This is a genomic window from Dinghuibacter sp., assembly GCF_035492835.1.
In the GTDB taxonomy this organism is placed as follows: domain Bacteria; phylum Bacteroidota; class Bacteroidia; order Chitinophagales; family Chitinophagaceae; genus Dinghuibacter.
In genome coordinates this window covers 27,110-50,002 of the sequence record NZ_DATJIY010000158.1, presented here as the reverse complement: position 1 = coordinate 50,002, position 22,893 = coordinate 27,110, and the positions used below count along the sequence as shown (strand labels likewise).

Here is a 22,893-nt window from a genome sequence, read left to right as displayed (position 1 = left end):
ATAGATGCCTCGACCCCCGCCGGTATGTTCTATGGTATCCAAACCTTCCTCCGCCTCTTCCCCCGCAACGCGACAAAAAACCAGTGGCTTTTCCCCGCCGTCGACATCACCGACCAGCCCCGCTTCGCGTACCGCTCCCTGATGCTGGACGTCGGCCGCAATTTCCAGACAAAAAAAGAAATCTATCGCGTCCTCGACCTCATGGCCTTTTGCAAGCTCAACACCTTTCACTTCCACCTCACCGACGACGAGGGCTGGCGGCTCGAGATCCCATCGCTCCCCGAGCTCACCACGGTCGGGGCTAAACGCGGACACACCCTCGACGACCGCGACTGGCTGCGCCCCTGCTACGGCTCCGGTCCCGACACCAGCAGCCCCACCGGTAGCGGCTACTATACCCGCGCTACATTCATCGACATCCTGCGCTACGCCCAAAAGCTGCACATCCGCGTCATCCCCGAAATCGAAAGCCCCGGCCACGCCCGCGCCGCCGTCAAGGCCATGGACAACCGCTACCGCCGCCTAATGCGTGACGGACGCCCCGCCGAAGCCCTCGAGTTCCTCCTCCGCGATACCACCGACGCGTCCGTCTATTCGACGCCGCAGCTCTACCACGACAACGTGATGAACGTGGCGCTACCATCGGTCTACCGCTTCATCGGACGCGTGACGGCGGAAATCGTCTCGATGTACCGCGACGCCGGCGTCCCGCTGGAAACGATCCATCTCGGTGGTGACGAAGTGCCCGCTGGCGTGTGGGAGCGTTCACCCGCCTGCCAGGCGTTGCACCTCGCGAGCGTGAACGATCTTTGGTATTACTACTTTGGCAAAGTGGATTCGATCTTGAAGTCCGAGGGGCTTTACCCGAGCGCCTGGGAGGAAGCCGGCATGCGCAAAACCCAATCCGACGGCCACCCCTCCGTCCTCCCCAATCCCGACTTCGCGCGCAGCGGCATGCAGGTCCACATCTGGAACAATGGGGGTGGGGCGGAGGACCTGGCCTACCGGATGGCCAACGCGGGGTACAAGGTCGTGCTATCGGTGGCGTCCAACCTGTACTTCGACATGTCCTACAACAAGTCGTTCGATGAGTTCGGCTACTACTGGGCCACCTTCCAGGACGCCGACAAACCGTTTACCTATATCCCGTTCGACTACCTCCGCCTGCTCCAGCAAGACGAGCAAGGCAACCCGCTCCCGCCGGGGCTCAAAGCGTCCAAGGAGCGCCTTACCGACTATGGCAGGAACAACATCGTCGGCCTGGAGGGCTGTCTCTGGGGCGAAACCCTCCGGGGCGGCGACGGCCTGGAATACAAGCTCCTCCCCAAGCTGCTGGGCATGGCCGAACGCGCCTGGGCGCCGGACCCGGTCTGGGCCACCCAACGCGACACCGCGGCCGCCCGCCAGTCGATGTCTGACGCCTGGTACGCCTTCGCGAGCCTGCTGGGCCGCCATATCCTGCCCCAGCTCGACGACTACGCCTATCGCCTGCCGCCGCCCGGCGTCCTGGTCAAAGACGGACAGGTATTAGCCAACGTCCAGTTCCCGGGACTCGCGATCCGCTACACCAGCAACGGCGCCGAACCGGACGCGCACAGCGCATTGTACACTAAGCCCATCACGACCCACGGCCACATCAAGCTCCGCGTGTTCAACGACAAGGGCCGCGGCAGCCGGACCGTGGAAGTCGAAAACCTGTGAGACACATAAATCCGTAACTTGCTCCCATGCGCACCGTAATCCTCCTTTTGTTCGCCTGCACTACCGCTACAACCTCCGTCCACGCACAACGCAAAGCCGTTACCGAAAACGGCGACCAGGTCATCCTCTACGACGACGGCACCTGGAAAGCAGTTACGGACTCCACAACCGACGCGGACACCGTAAAGATCGCTACCAATCCGAAGCCCTTCGCCAAAGAAGCCTCGTCGAGCTTCCTGGTCAAAAGCGCCACGGCGCCCCCGGTGGCCGTCTGGATCGACGCTACCAAATGGAACTTTGCCAGGAAAAAAGAAGGCCCCCAGGAATACGCCTTCGAAATGAAAAGCGGCGACCTCTACGGTATGCTGATTTCCGAAAAGATCGAGCTGCCCCTGGAAAAGCTCCGGGAGGTGGCCGTGGAGAACGCCCGCAACGCCGCCCCGGATATGCGCGTCACGCATCTTGAATACCGGACCGTCAACGGGCTGAAAGTGCTGAACATGGAAATGCGCGGCTCGACCTCCGGCGTCCACTTTGTGTATTACGGGTACTACTACACGGATACGAACGGGACGTATCAGCTGGTCGTGTTCACCGCGGAAAAATTGTGGGACAATACAAACAAAGCCAAAGCCGAAGCCTTCCTGAACGGCCTCACCGAGCATCAATAATGAGCAACGCATTTCTCTTCGACCTGAACGGCACGATGATCGACGACATGGAATACCATGTCAGGGCGTGGACCTCCCTCCTCAATGAAGACCTGAAGGCGGGCCTCACGGACGCGTATATCCGCGGCCAGATGTATGGCAAGAACGAAGAGCTCTTCCACCGGGTGTTTGGCCCCGGTCGCTTTACGAAAGAAGAAATCAACAACTATTCGCAGGAAAAGGAGCGGCGCTACCAGCAAACCTACAAACCGCACCTGCGGCTAATAGACGGCCTCGACGGGTTCCTGGGGACGGCTCACGCGGAGGGTATCGCCCTGGGCATAGGCACCGCCGCCATACCCTTCAACCTCGACTTCGTGCTCGACAACCTCCATCTAAGAGAGCTGTTCCAGGCGGTCGTCACCGCCGACGACGTAGCCGTCTCCAAACCCGATCCCGAAGTCTACCTGGCCTGCGCCGCCATCCTGAATACGCCACCGGCTCGCTGTCTCGTCTTCGAGGATGCGCCCAAGGGCGTGGAGGCAGCGCTCAACGCCGGTATGAAGGCGGTCGTCATCCTCTCCACCCTCCATGGCCCGGACGAATTCAAAAAATACCCTAACGTCGTGAAAATGATTCACAACTACACCGAAGTGACGCCGGCCGGTCTGCTCGCAACAATCGGTTAACCGGCCTGTATTTGGCGCGCAGCGTGGATGTCGTATCTTGGACTATATGTTTACCTCCAAACTCACGGGCTCTGTAATCCTTGGCGCGCTCCTCCTGACCGCGTGCGGCAAAAAAGGCGCTTCGCCAAACGGCGGCGGCGGTCTGACCCCGCCCCCCACCGTCTTCTACGTCAGCCCCACTGGCAACGACAGCCACGACGGCTCGTCCCCGTCAACCGCCTGGAAGACGATCGCCAAAGTCAACGCCACACCCTTCCAGACGGGCAACATGATCCTCTTCGAGGGCGGCCAGACCTTCGCCGGCAACCTGGTTGTCAGCAGCGATGGGGTCGTGCTGAAAAGCTATGGCAACGGCTTGGCTACCATCGACGCCGGTACCGGCACCGGCATTTACGTCTATAACAAAAGCAATGTCACCATCGACAGCCTGAAAGTCACCGGTAACTGGACCGGCAGCGCCCAAAGCGGCAACCAGGGTTCGGGTATCGAATTCTATACCGACCAGGGCGGCAACGCGCAACTGGGGAGCTGTACCGTCGACTATTGCGACGTCAGCGGTTTTCAAACGGCCGGGATCGTCTTCCTCTCCGGGCCCGCCGATGGCAGCCAGAGCGGCTATGCCAAAATCGAGGCCAGCCACAATGCCGTACACGATAACGGCGCCTATGGCCTCACCTGCCTGGGTAATCAGGGTAAGGCGGGCAGCACGGCCTACGCTTTTCCCAGCGTATATATCGGCTATAACAAAGTGTACAATAACCTGGGCATAAGCGCCAAAACCGACAACCACTCGGGCGACGGCATCCTCGTGGGGGAAGCGGGCGGCGGAACCATCGAACACAACGTTGCTTACAACAACGGCTGGGACTGCGGTTCCACCAGCGGCGGCCCGGCGGCGATCTGGTGTTATGACGCGACCAACCTGGTCTTTCAGTACAACGAGGCATACGGTAACGGTACCGGTGCGGGAAAAGCCGACGGCGACGGTTTCGACCTGGACGGCGGCGTCACCCACAGCGTCGTGCAATACAACTACAGCCATGGCAACGCGGCAGCGGGTTTCCTGGTGTGGGAATACGGCGACACCCGCGGACACAATAGCGGCAACGTCGTCCGCTACAACATCAGCGTCGGCGACGCCTCGGGCAACACGGCATATGGGGGAATCGTCACCGGCCCCGGCTGCACGGGAAACCTCTTTTATAACAATACGATCTATTCTCCTAACGCTACGCCGGTCTACGTTTATGGCGGCAACCATAGCGCTTTTTATAACAACATCCTGGAGACCGTCAGCGGGCCGGGCGTAGTCTATTGCGCCGGCGATACCAGCGTCGCGTGGTTCCTCAACAACTGTTACTGGGCGCAGGGCGGTCCCACGCAATTTTCGATCAACGGCGCGACATACTTATATATCGCCTCCGTGATTACCACCGGCAACGAGATGTATAAAGGCACCCAGTACGGTATCGGGATCGACCCCCATTTCAGCAACGCGGGCGACGCAACCACTATAGGAACCGGGACACCCGGCACCCTGACCAGCTATACGCTCCAGGCGGGTTCGGCGCTAAGCGCATATGGCATCGACCTGGCGGCCTGGTTTGGCATCAACGTCGGCGCCACCGACTTCAATGGCGTCGCCATCCCCTATGCAGGGCACTACAACATGGGAGCCTGTCATTAGCGATAGTACGCTTCGCTCCACCGCAACTCATTTTTGAGGGCGTGTAATTTCGTATTCCGGTCGATCAGCACCAGCTCGATCCCCGCCATTTCGGCGAAGTCTTCCAGGTGTTCCGACGTGAGGTTCTGGCTGTAGCACGTGTGGTGCGCCCCTCCGGCATAGATCCAGGCGGTACAGCCCGTGGCCATGTCGGGATAAGGCTTCCACAGCACGCGGGCAACGGGTAGCTTGGGCAGGCTATGGATGGGGCTTACCGCAACGACCTCGTTGACGAGCAACCGGAAGCGGTTCCCCATGTCGACGATGGAGGCGTTGAGCGCGGGACCCGCCGCGGAGTTGAACACCAGCCGCACCGGGTCGGCCTTGCCGCCGATCCCCAACGGGTGGATTTCGCAGGAGGGCGTATCGTCGGCAATGGACGGGCAGATTTCGAGCATGTGCGATCCCAGCACCAGCGGGTTGTTCGGGTCGAAGTGATAGGTATAGTCTTCCATAAAGGAATTACCCCCTTTCAACCCGGTGGCCATCACCTTCATCGCGCGGACGAGGGCTGCCGTTTTCCAATCACCCTCGGCGCCAAAGCCATAGCCTTCGGCCATCAGGCGCTGTGTGGCGATACCCGGCAGCTGCACGATACCGTGTAAGTCCTCGAACGTATCGGTATAACCCTTGTATCCGCCTTTTTGCAGGAACGACCGCAACCCCGCCTCGATCCGCGTGGCGTCCCTCAAAGCGGGGCTCGTGAACAATGCGGGCGTCATCGTATAGCTGCGGTGGTAGTCGGCGATCAACTCCTCGACCGTGGACGCCGGGACCGCCGCGATTTCCGCGGCCAGGTCGCCCACGCCATGCGTATTCACCGAATAGCCGAACTTGATCTCAGCCTCCACCTTGTCCCCCTCGGTCACGGCTACCTGCCGCATGTTGTCGCCAAAACGCACGAACTTAGCACCCTGCCAGTCATGCCAGCCACAGGCCGCGCGCAGCCAGGCGGCGAGCCTTTCGTGGACCTGCGGGTCCTGCCAGTGCCCGGTAACCACCTTCCGGTTGAGCCGCATCCGGCTCATGATAAAGCCAAACTCCCGGTCGCCGTGGGCGCTTTGGTTGAGGTTCATGAAGTCCATGTCTATGTCGCTCCAGGGGATGTCCCTGTTGAACTGCGTATGCAGGTGCAGCAGCGGTTTCTGCAGCGCCTTAAGGCCGCCGATCCACATTTTTGCCGGAGAAAACGTGTGCATCCACGCAATGATCCCCACGCAATCCTTCGCGGCGTTGGCCTCCTGCAACAAGCGGTGGATTTCCTCCGGCGTTTTTACCACGGGTTTACACACGATGCGGACGGGGATCAGCGGCGAATCGTTGAGCGCGTCGGCCACGATCAGCGCGTGCTCCGCCACCTGGCGGAGGGTTTCTTCCCCATAGAGGTGCTGGCTACCGGTGACGAACCAGGCTTCGAAAGTTTTCAGATCGTTCATAGTTATTGCCCGTAGTATGAGCCCGGGCCGTGCTTTCTTTCAAAATGTTTTTTTATGAGCGAATCCTTCAGCGCCGGCGCATCCGCCCGTATCTGCTCCGTGAGGTACGCCATGTGCGCGATGTTCTCGAGCACCGCGCTGTTGTACACCGCCTTGGCGGCGTCCTTTCCCCAGGTAAAGGGCGCGTGGTTCCCCACGAGGATCATCTCTACCTCTTCATAGCTCAGCCCCCGCTGCTCCAGGCACTGCATGATCTGGAATCCGGTCTGGTATTCGTAGTCGCCCTCGATCATGCGGTCGTCCATGGGCGGCGCGCAGGGGATGTTACACGTGGTGTGGTCCGCGTGTGTAGTCCCGTAGATGGGGATGTCGCGCTGCGATTGCGCCCATGACGTCGCGTAGACAGAGTGCGTGTGTGCGATGGCCCCGATCGAAGGCCAGTGCTTGTACAAAACCGCGTGCGTCAGCGTGTCCGAAGACGGCCGCAGGCTACCCTCGACGGTCTTGCCGTCAAAATCGACGATGACCATTTTGGCCGGCGACAGGAGCTCGTAGGGGACTCCGCTGGGCTTGATCGCGAAGACCCCCGCCGCCCGGTCGGCGGCGCTCACGTTCCCGAAGGTGAACAGCACCAACCCCAGCCGGGGGAGCTGCATGTTGGCTTCGAAAGCGGCTTCGCGTATGCTTTGATAGGATGACATCGTTCCCGTTTTTTCTTAAAATTATCTAGTTGGCCTGAAACTGACCCAGTTCCAAATATCGTTGATACCGCCGGGCGTACACCGCAGCCCGCACCGGATCGGGCCTGTACTCCAGGTCGAACCCCGGCCCCATGGCCGCCATCGCCTCCCCGACGCTGGCGTACACCCCTGCCACCGTCGCCGCAAACATGGCCGCGCCCAGCGCGCACGTCTGTTCGGACCGGTGGATCCGGATCGGCATGTCCATGACGTCGGCCATGACCTGCATGATATAGGGCGATTTCCGGGCGACCCCGCCCAACCCGATCAAGCCGTTGACCGGAACGCCTTCCTGGCGGAACCGGTCCACGATGGCTTTGGCCCCGAAACACGTGGCTTCCACCCAGGCCTTGAAGAGACGCGGCGCGTCGGTCGACAGGTCCAGCCCGAGGATCGCCCCCCGGACCTCCTGGTTGGCGTCCGGTGTTCGCCGGCCGTTGAGCCAGTCGAGGGCGAGCGGGTCGTCCTCTTTGACCGGCAGACCCGCGGCAGCTTCCGTCAGGGCGCCGATCAGCTTTTCACCAATGGCATCCGCCTGCTCCGCGGGCAAAAACCGCCTCACCGGCCACAACAGGACGTCCCTCCACCACGCATACGTGTCCCCAAAGGCCGATTGCCCGGCCTCCAGCCCGATGAGCCCGGGGATCACCGACCCGTTGACCTGCCCGCAGATGCCCTTTACCAAGGTGTCCCCGAGGTCGGCGGCCGGCGCCACCAGCATATCGCAAGTCGACGTCCCCATCACCTTGCTCAGGTGGTAGGGCTCGATTTGTCCGCCCACGGCGCCCATATGTGCGTCAAACGCGCCCACCCCCACGCGCACGTCCGGGGGCAACCCCAAACGGGTCGCCCATTCAGCGTTGAGGGTGCCGGCGGCTTCATCCGCCGGATAGGTATCGGTGAACAGTCGATCGGTAAATCCTTGTAACAGCGGGTCGAGCGCGGTGAACCAGCTGTCCGGTGGCAACCCGCCAAACTCCGCCGCCCACAGCGCCTTATGACCGGCGGCGCAAACGCTTCGTTTCATGGCGTTTACGTCCGTTCCCCCGGTCAGCAGGAAGGGCACCCAGTCGCAGTGCTCGACCCAGGACCAGGTGGCCGCGCGGACCCTTGGGTCCGTACGCAGCACGTGCAGCAGCTTTGCCCAGAACCATTCCGACGAATATATCCCCCCCACGAAGCGGAGGTAGTTGGTCTCGTATCTGGCCGCATGGGCATTGATTTCGGCGGCCTCCCGGGTCGCCGTATGGTCCTTCCACAATACGAAAAGCGCGTTCGGGTCCTCCTCGAAACCGGGCAGCAGCCCCAGCGGGGTACCCGACCGGTCCACGGCCACCGGCGTCGACCCCGTAGTATCCACGCTGATTGCCCGCACGGCGCGGGCTTTTTCGGGGCCCGCCTGCCGGACGCAATCCTTTACCGTGGCCTCGATGCCCTCGATATAGTCCAGGGGATGCTGGCGGTAGCGGTTTTCCGCCGGGTCGCAGTAACGTCCCGCCTTCCAGCGCGGATAGTAGAACACCGACGCTGCGATCTCGCGCCCGTCCGCGGCGTCCACGATGATGGACCTGACCGAATCGGTGCCGAAGTCCATGCCAATGACGTAATTTTCCTTTCCCTGTTCCATATGGGGCAATAATTGTCAAAATAACACGTATTATTTTAACCACCCAAATTTTTCTCCGGTCCGCCTACGGGTCGCGGTCACTTCAAGTTATCCGGATTGGGAATGAAATTTAAGAACGCGTGGAACTTCGCGGAATACCGTTTTTTATCCAATTTGAAATAGAATGCGCCCTTTTTGGAGTTCTCTTTATCCTTGTCTTTTTGCTTTATGAGCAGCCCCGTCGACAATACCTTCCTGCTGAAGTTCCGCTTATCGAGCGTGGTGTCGTAAATGGCTTCGTACAACGTTTGCAATTCCGGAATGGTAAATTTACCGGGCAGCAGCTCGAACAGTATGGGATGGAAGGCGGCCTTATATTGCAACTTGGCTTTCGCCATGGATACCATCTCCGTATGGTCGAAAATCAGGCGCGGGGTCTCGTGGATGGGGAACCACTCGGCGCGATAGTCCTCGTTGAGTTGATTTTCATAGTCGTGTATATTGATCAGGGCAAAGTAGGCCACGGAAACCGTCCGTTCGGCGGGGTCCCGGGCGGGGCCGCTGAAGAGATGGAGCTGTTCCAGATAGACCCCTTCCAGACCGGTGAGCTGTTGAAGGATGCGGGCGGCGGCCGTCTCGGAGTCCTCGTCCGCCTGCACAAAACCGCCCATCAAGCTCCATTTCCCTTTTTCAGGCTCCATGCCCCTTTTGATGAGTAACAGTTTTAGTTCTTTCCCGTCAAAGCCAAAGATGATACAATCCACTGCCAGCAACAGTCTTGCTTGTTTTGAGTACCTGGTCATAGCGTAAAAGTAGCCTGATTTACCGATAATATCCAAAGGTTTACCGAATTAGGCTTGCGCCTGGGCGGGGGCGATGGATAATGGAATATTTTTGGTTTACAGTTCTAAAAATGGAATTTATGAAAAAAATGCTTGCAGGTTTAACCGTCCTGATATTGTCTGTCTGCGCGATATCCGCGAGCGCCCAGGGTGGCGGTGGCGGTGGTCAGATGCAGGAGCGCATGCGCCAGATGTATAAGGACTCTCTCCAGTTGACGGACGTACAGATCGATTCCGTCATGGCTGTCCAACAAGACTTGCGCCCGCAAATGCGTGCGATTTTCCAGGACCAGAGCATGAGCCAGGACGACAAGATGGCCAAGATGAAGACCCTCAACGACCAGGCGGACGTCCGTTATGCCAAGTTCCTGTCTGCGGACCAGATCGCCAAGCTGCACGCCATGCAAGAGCGCATGCGCGCCAGGATGCGTAACCGCCAAGGCGGCGGCGGAGGCGGCGGGGGCAATCGATAGTATCGTTTTCCCTTTAACCCTTACTTAGATACACGGCTGCCCATCCGGGTCTGGCATTCTCGAAAGGAGTGCCACCTACGGATGGGCGGCCACTTTTTTGCCCCCCCGAACGGTTGCGTTCACCCGAAAAAGCCCAACGTTAACAACCTCGAAACATGAATTCACGGCTTTTGCCTGTCACCGTATCGCATTGTCATTACCTTTATTGGTCAGAAACTAGGCTTGCATTTCTCTGAACATCAAAATGTCTGCATGAAAAGACTTCTACGCTCCGTCACCCCCATTATCCTGTGTCTCGTATCCTTCGCCTCCAGGGCAGGGTATATTACTGCCACCGCCGCAGGGGGGCATTGGACCGCTACCACGACCTGGGTCGGAGGGATAGTCCCCGGTCCTACAGACATCGCCATCATACCCGCGGGGTCCACCGTCCTGGTTGACGCGGGCGACCTCGAAATACCGGACCCGATCGGCGGGGCGTTCGATGGGTTCAACAATCCCGCTTCCATCATCGTATACGGCACCTTCAACCTTGCGGACGCCAATTATTACCCGCTCTTTTTGAGGCCCGTCAATATATACATCCCTTCCGGCGGCAAGATGGCCGACCTTACCATCAACGAGGGTTACGTGATGTTCGAGACCTCCCACATCTATGTTTATTCCGGGGGGACCTATACGGCGCCGGCCGTTGGCTCCTACGTTTATGACGCGGCGGGTTATCCTTCCGGCGGGGACTTTAATCTTTATGGATTCAACCCTGGCAATACCTCCGGCCCCTTTACGCTGACGGTTGCCCTGGATCAACCCACTTTCGCCGCCACCACGCCGCCGGCCCTTCCGCAGGTGCCCGTTAACAGCGTTGCCTATCCGGGTGACAATCAAAATTTCGCCACCCCGCAATACATCAACTTTTACGTAACCTGGACGTCCAACAACATTCCGTTGACGGTGACCGGGTCGCCCTATATAGACCTTACCCTGGGTAATAAAACCGTCAGGGCGGTCTACATCGGAACCGACGGCGTCAGCTCGACGGCGTATTTCGCCTACCAGGTACAACCCGGCGACTATGCGGCTCCCGGGCATCTGACCCTGGGGAACGTTATCCACCTCAATGGGGGAAACATTACGCTAAATGACGGCCTGCCCGTCAGCACCGACCTGAGCGCTCCCGCCAGCCCGCTGCCGGTTCCGACGAACATAACCGTCGCCTCCCCGGCCCCGCCGATCGTTTCCACGCCAACCGCTACCAACATCACTACCGCCGGCGCTAAGCTGAATGCCTTTGTCGACGACAGCGGCGGCGCCACGGCCGTGACTTTCCGGTACGGCACCGATCCCACGATGACTTCTGCGACGACGGTAGCCGCCACGCCCGCAACCATCGCCGCCGGCACGGGCAACACCGCGGTGACCACGACGCTGACCGGTCTCGCCAACAGCACCCAATACTATTACCAGGTCGTCGCGCAAAACAGCGCCGCTACCGTCCCCAGCAATATCCAAACCTTCCACACGGCCCCGGTAGTTTACTTCATTTCCTATCCCGCCGACGGAACGTATGGCGCCGGCCAGATCCTGCACTTCTACGTGTCGTGGACACCGGGCGAGGGTCCGTTCACTGTAACCGGCACGCCAACCATCGATCTCACCATCGGTCATAAAAAAGTGACGGTTACCGCCAACGGCGCCGACCCCACCGCCAGCACGGTCTATTTTATCTATACGGTACAACCGGGCGACTACGCCACGGGAACACTGCAACTGGGACCGGTCATCCACCTCAATGGGGGCGCAATCCTCGACCAGTATGGCGACCAGGTGGACACGTCGCTGACCAACCCCGTCATCCCGACATCCCCGACGCCGGGTAACGTCAACGTCATCGCCCCCGCACCCCCCATTGCCAGCAACGCCCCCGCGGATATGATCACGTCCACGGGCGCCACGGTCTATGGTTATGTCGACGACAGCGCCGCCAATACGGCCGTGACATTCGTGTACGGTACCGATCCAGCGTTGTCGGGAGGCACCACCACCGTGCCCGGCATCATCCCCACGATCGCCGCCGGCACCGGGAATACCTTGGATTCGGCCATCCTCACCGGTTTGACGCCGAGCACGACGTACTACTACCAGGTAGTCGCCGTCAACAGCCAGGGCACCGCGACGGGCACGCCCATATTACACTTCACGACCGCCCCCGACGCGGCGCCCGTTGTCACCACGACCGGCGGTACGACGATGTTCTATGCCACCGGTACGAATTCCGTGGCCGTGGCGGTGGACCCGGGTGTAACCGTCTCCGACGTGGACAACACGACGCTCGTCAGCGCCACCATTACGATTGCCACCGGCTTCGCGTCGGGCGACGTGCTGAAAGCCCCGAGCGGCGGCGGCTTTACCACCACCTATAATGTTACCACCGGGGTGTTGACGATCACCGCCAGTCCGGCGGCGACCCTCGCACAATGGAACACCGAGCTGCAATCCATCACCTTCGATGACCGGAAGCCCAACCCGACCCTCGGGAACAGGACGGTCAATTTCACCGTCAACGACGGAACACTGAATTCAATCGCCGCGACCAAGACCGTATCGGTGGCGCTGGGCCTGGCCTTCACGGGTGGCTCCTCGCAATCGGCCTCATATTGCGCCAATAGTAGCGCCCAGGACTTCAGCAGCCTGCTGGCGGTGTCCGACCTGGCGACCGGGGATAACCTGACCTACGGCATCGTAGCCGGGCCCGCGAACGGTTCGCTCACCGTTAACCCCAGCCCGTTCACGTCCAATGGCGGCACAATGACTCCTACGGGCATGACCTATACACCCACGCCGGGCTACTCCGGCACAGACGCCTTTACCATCAGCGTCACCAACGGCACGCTGACGGCGCAGATCGTCATCAACGTCACCATCAATGCCCAGCCGGCGGCGCCGGCCATAACCGGTGCGTCCTCGGTTTGCTCCGGTTCCACCATTACGCTGACCGGTAACCCCACCGGCGGCGCCTGGACCACCGGCAACAGCGCCGTCGCCACCGTCGACGCCTCCGGCGTCGTAACCGGCGTGGCACAAGGCAATACCAACATCGTATATACCGTGACCAACGGTTTTGGTTGTACCAATAACGCCACCTCGCCCGTTGCGGTCAACCCGGTACCGGCCACGCCCGGCGCGATCGCCGGCTCCGCCGCCGTGCACAACGAGCAGACCGGCGTCGCGTATTCCGTCACTAACGATCCCACGGTCACCTATACCTGGAGCTATACCCCGCCGGCAGGCGTCACCATCAACGGCACAGGCAACGCCGTGACCCTCGACTTCGGCCCGACCGCCGCCAGCGGTACGCTCAGCGTCGTCGCCGTAAGCAACTGCTCCATATCGAGCGCCGCTTCGACGCTGCCCGTTACCGTGAGCGCGCCGGCTATAACGGTTTCGCCTTCCACGCTGACCGCGGCGACCGTAGGCGCAGCCTACACCGCGAGCATCACGGCTTCGAACGGCTCGACTCCTTATACCTTCGCTGTCACTGCGGGTTCTTTGCCCGCGGGACTTTCCCTGTCTTCGGGCGGCTCCCTGAGCGGCACGCCCACGGCCGGCGGCTCGTTCAACTTCACCGTAACGACAACCGATACATACGGATTCCCCGGTTCGCAGTCATATACCCTTACGGTCAATCCCGCCATTATCACGCTCACGCCGACCCTGCCCGCGGCCACCGTTGGCGTAGTCTACAGCCAGTCCATCACCGCGACCGGCGGCACGAGCCCGTACACGTACGCGGTTACCTCCGGCAGCCTGCCCGCAGGCCTGACGCTGGCCTCCGACGGTACGCTGAGCGGCACACCCACTGCCGGCGGCAGCTTCACCTTCGCGGTCACTGCGACCGACGCCTCCACCGGCACCGGTCCTTATACCGGTACACAATCTTATTCGTTCACGGTCAACCCTGCCGGCATCACGCTCACGCCGACCCTCCCGGCGGCCGCCGTTGGAGTCGCCTACAGCCAAACCGTCACCGCGACCGGCGGCACGAGCCCGTACACCTACGCCGTCACCTCCGGCAGCCTGCCCGCAGGTCTGACGCTGGCAAGCGACGGTACGCTGAGCGGTACGCCGACGGCGGGCGGCAGCTTCAACTTTACGATCACGGCGACCGACGCCTCCACTGGCAGCGGACCCTATACCGGTTCACAATCATATACGCTCACCGTCAACGCGGCCTCCATCGTCGTTGCCCCTGCAACGCTCCCGGCAGCCACTGTTGGTGTAGCCTACAGCCAGTCGATTTCCGCGACCGGCGGTACGAGCCCGTACACCTACGCGGTTACGTCGGGCAGCCTGCCCGCAGGCCTGACGCTGGCAAGCGACGGTACGCTGAGCGGCACGCCGACGGCGGGCGGCAGCTTTACGTTTACCATAACTGCGACCGACGCCTCCACCGGTACCGGTCCGTACACAGGTTCTCAATCCTACACGCTCGTAGTAAACGCACCGGCTATCAGTCTCACGCCAACGACCCTGCCAAACGCCACGATCGCGGCAAGCTATACGGCTTCCGTCAGCGCGACCGGCGGTACGGGCCCCTATACGTACGCCATCACCGCTGGTAACCTACCCGCTGGCCTGACGCTGGCAAGCGACGGTACGTTGAGCGGCACGCCCACCGCCGGTGGCAGCTTCACCTTTACCATCACGGCTACCGATGCCTCTACCGGCACCGGTCCCTACACGGGTTCTCAAGCCTATACCCTCGTCGTCAACGCACCGGTCATCAGCCTTGCGCCGACGACCTTGCCGAACGCGATGATCGCGGCAAGCTACAACGCCTCCGTCGGCGCTACGGGTGGTACGAGCCCCTATACATACGCCGTCACCTCGGGCAGCCTGCCCGCGGGTCTGACGCTGGCCAGCGATGGTACGATCAGCGGCACGCCGACGGCAGGTGGCAGCTTCACCTTTACGGTCACGGCCACCGACGCCTCCACCGGCGCCGGTCCCTATACCGGTTCGCAATCCTATACGCTGACCGTGAACGCCCCGGCGGGCATCAGCGTTGCCCCGGCAACACTGCCCGCAGGTTCCTACGGCCAGGTATACGCCGGCGCAACGATTGCGGCCAGCGGTGGTACGAGCCCGTACACTTACGCCGTCACCTCCGGCAGCCTGCCCCCGGGTCTGACGCTGGCTTCGGACGGTACCCTGAGCGGCACACCCACCCTGGTCGGCGACTATACGTTCACCGTTACGGCCACCGACGCCTCCACCGGCGCCGGTCCGTACACCGGCTCCGCCACCTATACCGTCCACATCGCCCCGGCGACGCTCACCATCACCGCCAACGGTCAAAGCATGACGTATGGCGGGACGGTGCCCGCGCTAACGGTCACGTACAGTGGCTTTATCAACGGCGACAACAGCGCGAGCCTGACCACCCAGCCCACGATAACCACCACGGCCACATCGGCCAGCGGCGTCGGCCAATACCCGATCACCGCCAGTGGCGCCGTCGACCCGAACTATAACATCGTCTATGTAAACGGTACGCTCACCATCAACCCGGCCAGCCTCCTGGTGACCGCGGCTCCGGTGACGCGCTACTTCAATACCCCGAACCCGCCGCTGACGTATACCTTTAGCGGGTTCGTCAACGGGGACGATGCCTCCGTCCTCACGTCCCAGCCGTCGATCAGCACGACCGCGGTGCAAACATCGCCCCCCGGCCAGTACCCGATCACGCTCAGCGGTGGCACCGCGGCCAACTACACCCTCCTGTACCAGGATGCGGTCCTGACCGTTGTGCAGTCGCTCAATAACGTGATCACGTTCAACCCGCTGCCGGTGCACACCTACGGCGACCCGGATTTCCTGATCAGCGCCACCGCCAATTCGGGTCTGGCCGTTCGTTTCGTATCCCAGGATACGACGATCGCCACGGTCTACCAGGACGGCAGCGGTAACTGGATGGTCCACATCGTAGCCGCGGGCCAGGTCACCATCAGCGCTTTCCAGGACGGTGACGGCATGTACGCCCCCGCACCCGAAGTCGACCAAAGCCTGCAGATCAACAAGGCCAGCCAGACCATCACGTTCGCGGCCCTGCCCGCCGACGCCGTTACGGGTCAAACGCTAACCCTGTCGGCCAGCTCCAGCGCCGGTCTGCCGGTTTCGTTCACATTATCAGACCCGACCCTGGGCGCCCTCAGCGGCAACCAGCTCCAGATCACGGGCACGGGTACCCTGACCGTTACGGCCAACCAGCCGGGTAACAACGATTACCTCCCGGCGCCGCCCGTCAGCTACACGATCAATATCTTCAACAGCGCCGGCTTCCATTCGGGTATTGGCGTATTCCCCAACCCCGCGCACGGAACCATCCACATCCGATTCACCTCCGACTACCTGATCACGAAGTACATCATCTTCGGCATCAACGGCCAGGTCGTACGGTCCGAAACCGACGTGTCCACGAACAGCAACGACCTCCAGGTCGACGTTGGCACCCTCCAACCCGGCTACTACCTCGTCCGCGTGGTATGTATCCGCAACAACGAGATCGTCTACCCCGTGTTCAAGGTATTGATCTACTAACCGCTACCGCTTCATCATGTGTATACAAGGCCCTCCGGAAACGGGGGGCTTTTTCATGCGCCATGCCCCGAGTCCGGCCCCGCCCCCATATCGGCGAAACCGCCTTTTTTAAAGGTGAACGTCCCCAAGCCCCATTAAACATCATCCTCCGATGCCGATCTATATAAGAAATTGTAGCTCATGATAAAGAATGGCATATTCTCCGCCCTGTTCCTCGCGGGCGGTCTCCTAGCAAATGCTCAAACGACTGGTACTCAGCCGTCTGATACCACCCATCATCATATGATGCACCGAGGCGGCTGGGCCAGGGGCCCTCAGGGCGGCGGCCAGGGCGCGCGCTGGAACAACGGCGGCCCCCGTGGCGGTTTCGCACAGGGCCACGGCTTCGCGCAAGGCCACCGCGGCGGCATCCACTACACCCCCGACCAACGCAAGCAAATGATGGCGATCGAAACCGACTACCGCCACAAACAAGCCGATCTCTATAAACAAGATAACTTGACTCTCGGCGCCTACAAGGCTCAGCTCGTCGCCCTCAACAAGGAAAAAAAGGACAAGCTCAAGGCCCTCCTCACCCCCCAGCAACAGCAGCAAATCGCCCAACGCAAGACCCGCGCCTCAGAAAACGCCCAGGTCATGGAAGCTGCCCGTCTCGAACGCATGAAGATCCACCTCCAGCTGTCCGATGACCAGGCCGCCAAAATCAAGGCGCAGGACCTGACGTTCCGCACCCAGTTGCAAAGCATCCGCGACAACGACGACCTGCTCCCCGAACAAAAACGCGACCAGATGCAGTCTCTTTTCGCCAAGCAAAAAGATGCCATGGCATCCATCCTGACCCCCGATCAGCAAACAAAGCTCAAGACCGAACGCGCGCGCTTCGCCGGCGGTTTCCGTCGCGACGGCGCCCACGGTTTCCACCGCCCCGACGGCGGCCCTTCCGCAGGCGACGCCCCCGCCGACAACTAGCGCGCCGCCTATCAAAAGCCCGCGGCTCTGCCGCCCCTAAACAACCAACGGTTTTTTTGTACATCAGAGAGAAATAGAACCACGCCCCGGGCTGCAACCCCGGGGTTTTTTGTTGTACATGCTACCATATGCTCCTACATGCCCGACGCCGCTAATCGGGCTAAATTGGTTAAATATCCTAACTTAAGTTTATTAACCTCACACAAAGGAGCGCCTCATGACAGCAATCATCACCACCGACGGAAATTACAGGCAATGGCTCGTTGACCTCAAAGACAAAATCCACCGTGCACAAATCAAGGCCGCCCTCAGTGTAAACCGGGAGTTGCTCGCGCTTTATTGGGAGCTGGGCGGAGAAATTCTCGAAAAGCAGTCTCGAGCGGGATGGGGAGACGCGTTAATTCCCCAATTGTCAATTGATCTTTTAAATTCCTTTCCGGATATGAAAGGGTTTTCAAGGACAAATTTGTTCTATATCCGCAAGTGGCGATTGTTTTACAATGAGTTAGAGAAAGTCCCACAACTTGTGGGACAAATTCCCTGGGGACATAATCGTGAGATCGTTACCAAATGTCTTTCCATCGACGAAGCATTGTTTTATGTAAAAGAGACTATCCAAAACAATTGGTCCAGGACCATGCTATTGCATCAGATCGAAAGCGATTTGTATCATCGCCAAGGCAAAGCCATCCATAACTTCAATGACACCTTACCCCCGCCCCAAGCAGACCTTGCTCGTGAAATCCTGAAAAATCCTTACAACTTCGATTTCCTAACCTTTGAAAAGAACAAGGATGAACGCGCCTTGGAAAATGACCTTGTTCTTCATATTCAAAAATTTCTCTTGGAATTGGGGCAAGGTTTCGCCTTTTTGGGCCGGCAGTGCCCTGCCGTCGATGGAAGCGCTCGAAGAGCTTTAAAGCATGACTGATTGCAAAACCCCGCAAACCGCCCTATCTTAACGCCCAAATGTCCACTTTCCATTTCACCCCCGTGGAACCCCACCCCCTCCTGAAACCCTTCATCGCCAAGATGTGGGTTTTCGAGAGCACCGGCCGCCTGCCCGAGATGGACAACAAGCTGATCGTCCCGAATGGCAATTTCAAGCTGGCGTTCACGAGCCGGAACGGCCTCACGGCCCACGTCGGCGACGGAACCTTTATCCAAAGGGAAAATGAGCTGAGCCTCACGGGCATAGTGGACACCAAAGTCCTGCTGAACCCGATGGAAGACCAAATGACGGAGACGATCGGCGTCGAGCTCAACCCGCTCGGTGCGTACCGGTTGTTCCGCCTGAATTACACGGACGTCAGTAACCGGATAGGGGAGATGGAGGACCTGCTCGGGAATGCCACAAAGATGCTCAAAGTGCAAATGGCCGAGGCAAATACAACGCAACAAAAGACAAGACTCCTGCAAAGCTTCCTGCTCAGGCAGCTGGAAAATGCCACCCCGGACCCCGTCTACGATTATTGCGTCAACAAAATATATTACGAGAAGGGGCTGGTCAATATAAAACAACTGGAAAAGGAAACCGGCTATACCACGCGCTGGCTGCACAAAAAATTCATGGAGCACCTGGGTACGGGGCCGAAGAACCTGGCGGAAATCATCAAATTCAAGCAGGTGTACGAGGCTTATGCCAACAAAGGAAATCTCAAAGACCACATCTACGACTACTACTACGACCAATCCCATTTCCTCCGCGTCTTCAAGCGGATGACCGGTTTCAACCCCACCGACCTCCAGAACAGCCTGAACGAGCTCGCCACCAGGCACTATACGAGCTGAATTCCGATTCGTACAATACCGGGGGTCAAAACCGCCCTAGGTTTGTACAAAAAAGCATATGGACTTCAGCAAAACCATCTCCGCCAAAGGAAACCCGGACGAGACCATCAAAAAGATCGCCAACGTCCCGCAATGGTGGGGCATCACCTTCTCCGGCAGCGCCCAAAAACAAGGTGATACCTTCACCGCCAGCATGAGCGGGGATTCCTTTTTCAACATTACCGTCGAAGAGCTGATACACGGCAAACGGGTCGTTTGGCTGGTAACGGATTGCCATATGCCGTGGTATAAGGAACAAAAGGAATGGACCGGCACCAGAATGATCTTCGATATAATCGGAAACGCACTAACCTTTACTCACAAGGGTATCACCCCGGAAAAAGAGTGCTACAAAGACTGCGAAAAAGGCTGGAACCAATTCATCGGGACGGCCCTGGCCGATTACCTGGAGCGGCCGGAGGCAAAAACGGAGAACGTGGGGCAACGGGTAACCCTCGGCAACCACATGTCCGTCATCGTCCCCAAACAAGACCGCGATGCTATCAGGGAGTTCTACCAAAACGTCCTCGGCGCCGCGCTCACCAAAGCCGACAAGGAAAAAGACATCCTAAAACTAAACGACGACACGTTTCTGGTCTTCCTCTACGGCGACGTCCCCGACTCAGGCGAATTCCAACGCACCGCCCGCTCCATGTGGCTGGAGCTAAAAGCGGACAACGTAGAAGAAACAAAAAAGAAGATCGAAAACGCAGGCGTAACGATCCTGAACGTCCCCGACCCCCACCTGTACTTCCAGGCTCCCGGCGGCCAGTGCTGGCGGCTCGTACAAACGGACGAGGACTTATCCTTCTACGAAGGTGGGGGAAAAGGCCCGGACGTAAAGAGAATAAAAGACGACGCCAAAGATGGCTTTAAAACTGCAAAGTAAACACCGTACCTTCCCCCACGGCGCTCTGCACCTGTATATTCCCCTTGTGGAGCATCATGATCTGCTTGGCCAGCGACAGCCCGATCCCCGACCCGTTGCGCTTGGTGGAAAAGAATGGAATAAAGATCTTGTCCATGATCTCCTCCGGCATCCCGCTCCCGTTGTCGGCGACCTTCAATAAAGTCTTTTTCGATGCATTCTGCATCGCATTTAGCGTGATCCGGGGGTGGGAGGCGTCACGGACCGCCTCGACGGCATTGACGATCAGGTTGATAAGCACCTGTTCGACGAGCGACGTGTCCGCCTCCAGGATCAGCGAAGGGTCCTTCAGGATCACCTCCAGCTCGATCTGCTTGGCTTCCAGCGTGGGCGCCATGAGGTGGTGAAGGTTCTCAAAAACGTCCCGAACGTAGACACGTTTGATATTGAGGGTAGTTATCTTATTTAAATTCCGGTAGGTTTCGGCAAACTTGAGCAACCCCTCGGAGCGTTTCTTGATCGTCTCGATACCGATCGCAAGGTCCTCCAGGGCGGGAGGCAGGGACGGAAGGGAACGGGACAGCCGCGTCCCCAGCGTATCTGCGAGTGACGAAATCGGCGCTACCGAGTTCATGATCTCGTGCGTCATCACGGACAACAGCTTCTGCCAGGCCTTGGACTCCGTCTCGTCCAGGGCCTCGTTTACGTTCTGGAAGGCGATGAGCTTATACTTGCGACCCTCCGTCTGAAAGGCCGTCGCGGATAGCAGCAGCTTATACGATTGCAACCCGGTGTGCGCGGTGGCGATGACGTTTTCGCCCAAAGGCAGCGACATGATCTCGTGGTAGAGGCTCCAGTCGCGCTTGGACAGCGCATGGATCGTTTTCAGATACGGGATCTGCAACAAATTCCGCAGCGCCTCGTTCATCCAAACCACATCGCCCGTGGATATCTCGTACGACAATATCCCGGTATTGACGAGCTCGAGAATTTTCTGCAAATATTGATATTGTGTCTCTTTCTCGTTACTAATCACCTTAAACGCGTGGTTGAGCTCATTAAAACCCTTGCGCAGCGGCTGTAGCTCCGCGGGGGCGTGCCGTACGTCGAAGTGACGGGAGAAGTCGCGGTACTGGACCGCCTCGACAAACTGCTCGACCTCGGTCTGTATCTTTTTATTAAACCGGTAGAACCCGCCGAGCTGCCAGAGCACCGCGATACCCAGGATCACCTCATACACCGTCTGGCCGCGCAATATCTCGTAAGACAGCAGGACCAGCGTACCAAACAGGAAGCCCACCCGTACCAGGATGCTCCATTCGTATCGTCTGAAAATCATAGTCTAAATATCATATTTACTCAACCTCCTATACAGGGCGGTGCGGGTCAGGCCCAGCTCCTTGGCCGCCTTGGTGATGTTACCGTTGTGTTTTTCGATCACCTGCAGGATCGTGGTTTTTTCGATGGAGCTCAGGTTCAATTCCGCCTTTTCCTCGGCAGCCTCGGGAGGGACGCTTTCGATGGGGGAGAAGATGAGGTCGCGGGCTGAAAGAACGCTTCGGTCGCTCATGATGATCGCGCGTTCGATGGTATACTGAAGCTCGCGGACGTTCCCGGGGAAGTGATATCGCTGCAGCTTCGCTAAAGCCTCCGCGTCGAACTCGACCGCGGGTTTCAGGTATTTGTCGGCGTAGAGCTTGGCGAAGTGCTTGGCCAGCATCAGGATGTCGTCGGGCCGTTTGCGCAGCGGCGGCAGCGTGATCTCCACCGTGTTGATCCGGTAGATCAGGTCCTTGCGGAACCGGTGTTCGTTGGCCAGCTCCTGGAAGGGGAGGTTGGTCGCGCACACGAGGCGGATGTTGATGGGGATGGGCGTATTCGATCCAAGCCGGATGACCTGCCGGTTCTGCAGCACGCTCAGCAGCTTGGCTTGCTGGGCCAGGCTGATGTTGCCGATTTCGTCGAGGAACAACGTACCGCCCTCGGCGGATTCAAAACGGCCCATCCGGTCCTCCCGGGCGTCGGTGAAGGCGCCCTTTTTGTGGCCAAAGAGCTCGCTTTCGAACAGCGTTTCGGTGAGGGCCCCCACGTCCACCTTTACGAATGGCTTGGCCGCCCGGAGGGAACGCTCGTGGATCGCGCGGGCTACCAGGTCTTTTCCGGTGCCGTTTTCCCCTAAAATCAAGATGTTGGCGTCGGTCGGCGCGATTTTCTCGATTTTAAAGAAAATGTCCTGCATGGCGCCCGACACCCCCAGCAGCTCCGAGCCGATGATCTTGCTGGAAGAGCGGTCCAAAGAGGATTGCGAACGCGAGCCCCCCAGCGCGTCCTCCATCGTATCGACGAGCTTCTCGTTATGCCAGGGTTTTACCACGAAGTCGGAAGCGCCTTCCTTGAGCGAACGGACGGCCAGGTCGATGTCCCCATAAGCCGTGATCATGATCACCGCCACGTCGGGTTTGAGCTCCTTGATCCGTTTGAGCCAGTAGATGCCCTCGTTCCCGGTATTGATGGAAGCGTTGAAATTCATGTCCAGGAGGATGAGGTCCGGCGCAAAACGCTGCAAAATGGACGGGATGTTCTCTGGATTCTTTTCCGTGATCATTTCCTTGACCTCCGGTTTGAGGAGCAGCCGTACCGCGGTGAGTACGTCCGGATCGTCATCGATCGCCAGTACGTTTGCCTTTTTCAGCTTCATAATGGATTGGGTTCTTCTACAAACATACCATAAAGCTAAAGTATTGATAATGAATAGCCATATGCCCC

Annotated in this window: 16 protein-coding genes; 10 read left to right on the top strand and 6 right to left on the bottom strand. The window is 59.3% G+C overall.

The features are described from left to right. The 4 genes from VL547_RS14365 to VL547_RS14350 form a co-directional block, all read left to right on the top strand. A partial coding sequence (locus VL547_RS14365; protein WP_325578949.1) for a family 20 glycosylhydrolase occupies nucleotides 1-1,701 on the top strand: 1,701 nt, incomplete at its 5' end. A gap of 26 nt (nucleotides 1,702-1,727) precedes the next feature. Beyond that, nucleotides 1,728-2,372, top strand: coding sequence for a hypothetical protein (locus VL547_RS14360; RefSeq protein ID WP_325578947.1), 645 nt, complete (start codon nucleotides 1,728-1,730; stop codon nucleotides 2,370-2,372). Further along, nucleotides 2,372-3,040 (top strand): HAD family phosphatase, encoded by a 669-nt coding sequence (locus VL547_RS14355; protein ID WP_325578945.1) that lies wholly within the window; start codon nucleotides 2,372-2,374, stop codon nucleotides 3,038-3,040. The genes VL547_RS14360 and VL547_RS14355 overlap by 1 nt, the downstream gene beginning before the upstream one ends. 46 nt (nucleotides 3,041-3,086) lie before the next feature. After that, nucleotides 3,087-4,727: a right-handed parallel beta-helix repeat-containing protein gene (locus VL547_RS14350; protein ID WP_325578942.1), complete on the top strand. Its 1,641-nt coding sequence runs from the start codon at nucleotides 3,087-3,089 to the stop codon at nucleotides 4,725-4,727. On the opposite strand, the gene araA is transcribed toward VL547_RS14350, so the two are convergent. The 4 genes from araA to VL547_RS14330 all read right to left on the bottom strand — a co-directional run bounded on the left by araA (nucleotide 4,724) and on the right by VL547_RS14330 (nucleotide 9,351). Continuing rightward, a complete protein-coding gene (gene araA / locus VL547_RS14345) occupies nucleotides 4,724-6,202 on the bottom strand; it encodes an L-arabinose isomerase (RefSeq protein ID WP_325578940.1) in 1,479 nt (492 codons plus the stop codon). The genes VL547_RS14350 and araA overlap by 4 nt on opposite strands. A gap of 2 nt (nucleotides 6,203-6,204) precedes the next feature. Beyond that, on the bottom strand, nucleotides 6,205-6,903 hold the full coding sequence (locus VL547_RS14340) for an L-ribulose-5-phosphate 4-epimerase (protein ID WP_325578938.1): 699 nt from the start codon (nucleotides 6,901-6,903) through the stop codon (nucleotides 6,205-6,207). Between the two features lie 25 nt (nucleotides 6,904-6,928). Then, nucleotides 6,929-8,569 (bottom strand): ribulokinase, encoded by a 1,641-nt coding sequence (locus tag VL547_RS14335; protein ID WP_325578936.1) that lies wholly within the window; start codon nucleotides 8,567-8,569, stop codon nucleotides 6,929-6,931. A gap of 77 nt (nucleotides 8,570-8,646) precedes the next feature. After that, nucleotides 8,647-9,351: an NUDIX hydrolase gene (locus VL547_RS14330; RefSeq protein WP_325578934.1), complete on the bottom strand. Its 705-nt coding sequence runs from the start codon at nucleotides 9,349-9,351 to the stop codon at nucleotides 8,647-8,649. A 119-nt stretch (nucleotides 9,352-9,470) separates the two neighbouring features. Here VL547_RS14330 and VL547_RS14325 point away from each other — a divergent pair, with 119 nt between their 5' ends. The 6 genes from VL547_RS14325 to VL547_RS14300 all read left to right on the top strand — a co-directional run bounded on the left by VL547_RS14325 (nucleotide 9,471) and on the right by VL547_RS14300 (nucleotide 20,148). After that, the gene (locus VL547_RS14325; protein WP_325578932.1) at nucleotides 9,471-9,863 is read left to right on the top strand and encodes a hypothetical protein; all 393 of its coding nucleotides are present in this window, start codon (nucleotides 9,471-9,473) and stop codon (nucleotides 9,861-9,863) included. A 252-nt stretch (nucleotides 9,864-10,115) separates the two neighbouring features. Next, nucleotides 10,116-16,460: a putative Ig domain-containing protein gene (locus VL547_RS14320; RefSeq protein ID WP_325578930.1), complete on the top strand. Its 6,345-nt coding sequence runs from the start codon at nucleotides 10,116-10,118 to the stop codon at nucleotides 16,458-16,460. A gap of 282 nt (nucleotides 16,461-16,742) precedes the next feature. Further along, nucleotides 16,743-17,429: a hypothetical protein gene (locus VL547_RS14315; RefSeq protein WP_325578928.1), complete on the top strand. Its 687-nt coding sequence runs from the start codon at nucleotides 16,743-16,745 to the stop codon at nucleotides 17,427-17,429. Between the two features lie 217 nt (nucleotides 17,430-17,646). Beyond that, nucleotides 17,647-18,360 (top strand): PDDEXK nuclease domain-containing protein, encoded by a 714-nt coding sequence (locus VL547_RS14310; protein WP_325578926.1) that lies wholly within the window; start codon nucleotides 17,647-17,649, stop codon nucleotides 18,358-18,360. Between the two features lie 38 nt (nucleotides 18,361-18,398). Continuing rightward, nucleotides 18,399-19,220, top strand: a complete 822-nt coding sequence (locus VL547_RS14305; RefSeq protein WP_325578924.1) for an AraC family transcriptional regulator — start codon at nucleotides 18,399-18,401, stop codon at nucleotides 19,218-19,220. A 58-nt stretch (nucleotides 19,221-19,278) separates the two neighbouring features. Beyond that, on the top strand, nucleotides 19,279-20,148 hold the full coding sequence (locus VL547_RS14300) for a VOC family protein (RefSeq protein WP_325578922.1): 870 nt from the start codon (nucleotides 19,279-19,281) through the stop codon (nucleotides 20,146-20,148). Here the strand turns inward: VL547_RS14300 and VL547_RS14295 are convergent. Both VL547_RS14295 and VL547_RS14290 read right to left on the bottom strand, forming a co-directional pair. Further along, nucleotides 20,132-21,466: a HAMP domain-containing sensor histidine kinase gene (locus VL547_RS14295; RefSeq protein ID WP_325578920.1), complete on the bottom strand. Its 1,335-nt coding sequence runs from the start codon at nucleotides 21,464-21,466 to the stop codon at nucleotides 20,132-20,134. The two genes, VL547_RS14300 and VL547_RS14295, sit on opposite strands and share 17 nt — an antisense overlap. 3 nt (nucleotides 21,467-21,469) lie before the next feature. Continuing rightward, nucleotides 21,470-22,825, bottom strand: coding sequence for a sigma-54 dependent transcriptional regulator (locus VL547_RS14290; RefSeq protein ID WP_325578918.1), 1,356 nt, complete (start codon nucleotides 22,823-22,825; stop codon nucleotides 21,470-21,472). Nucleotides 22,826-22,893 lie beyond the last annotated feature (68 nt).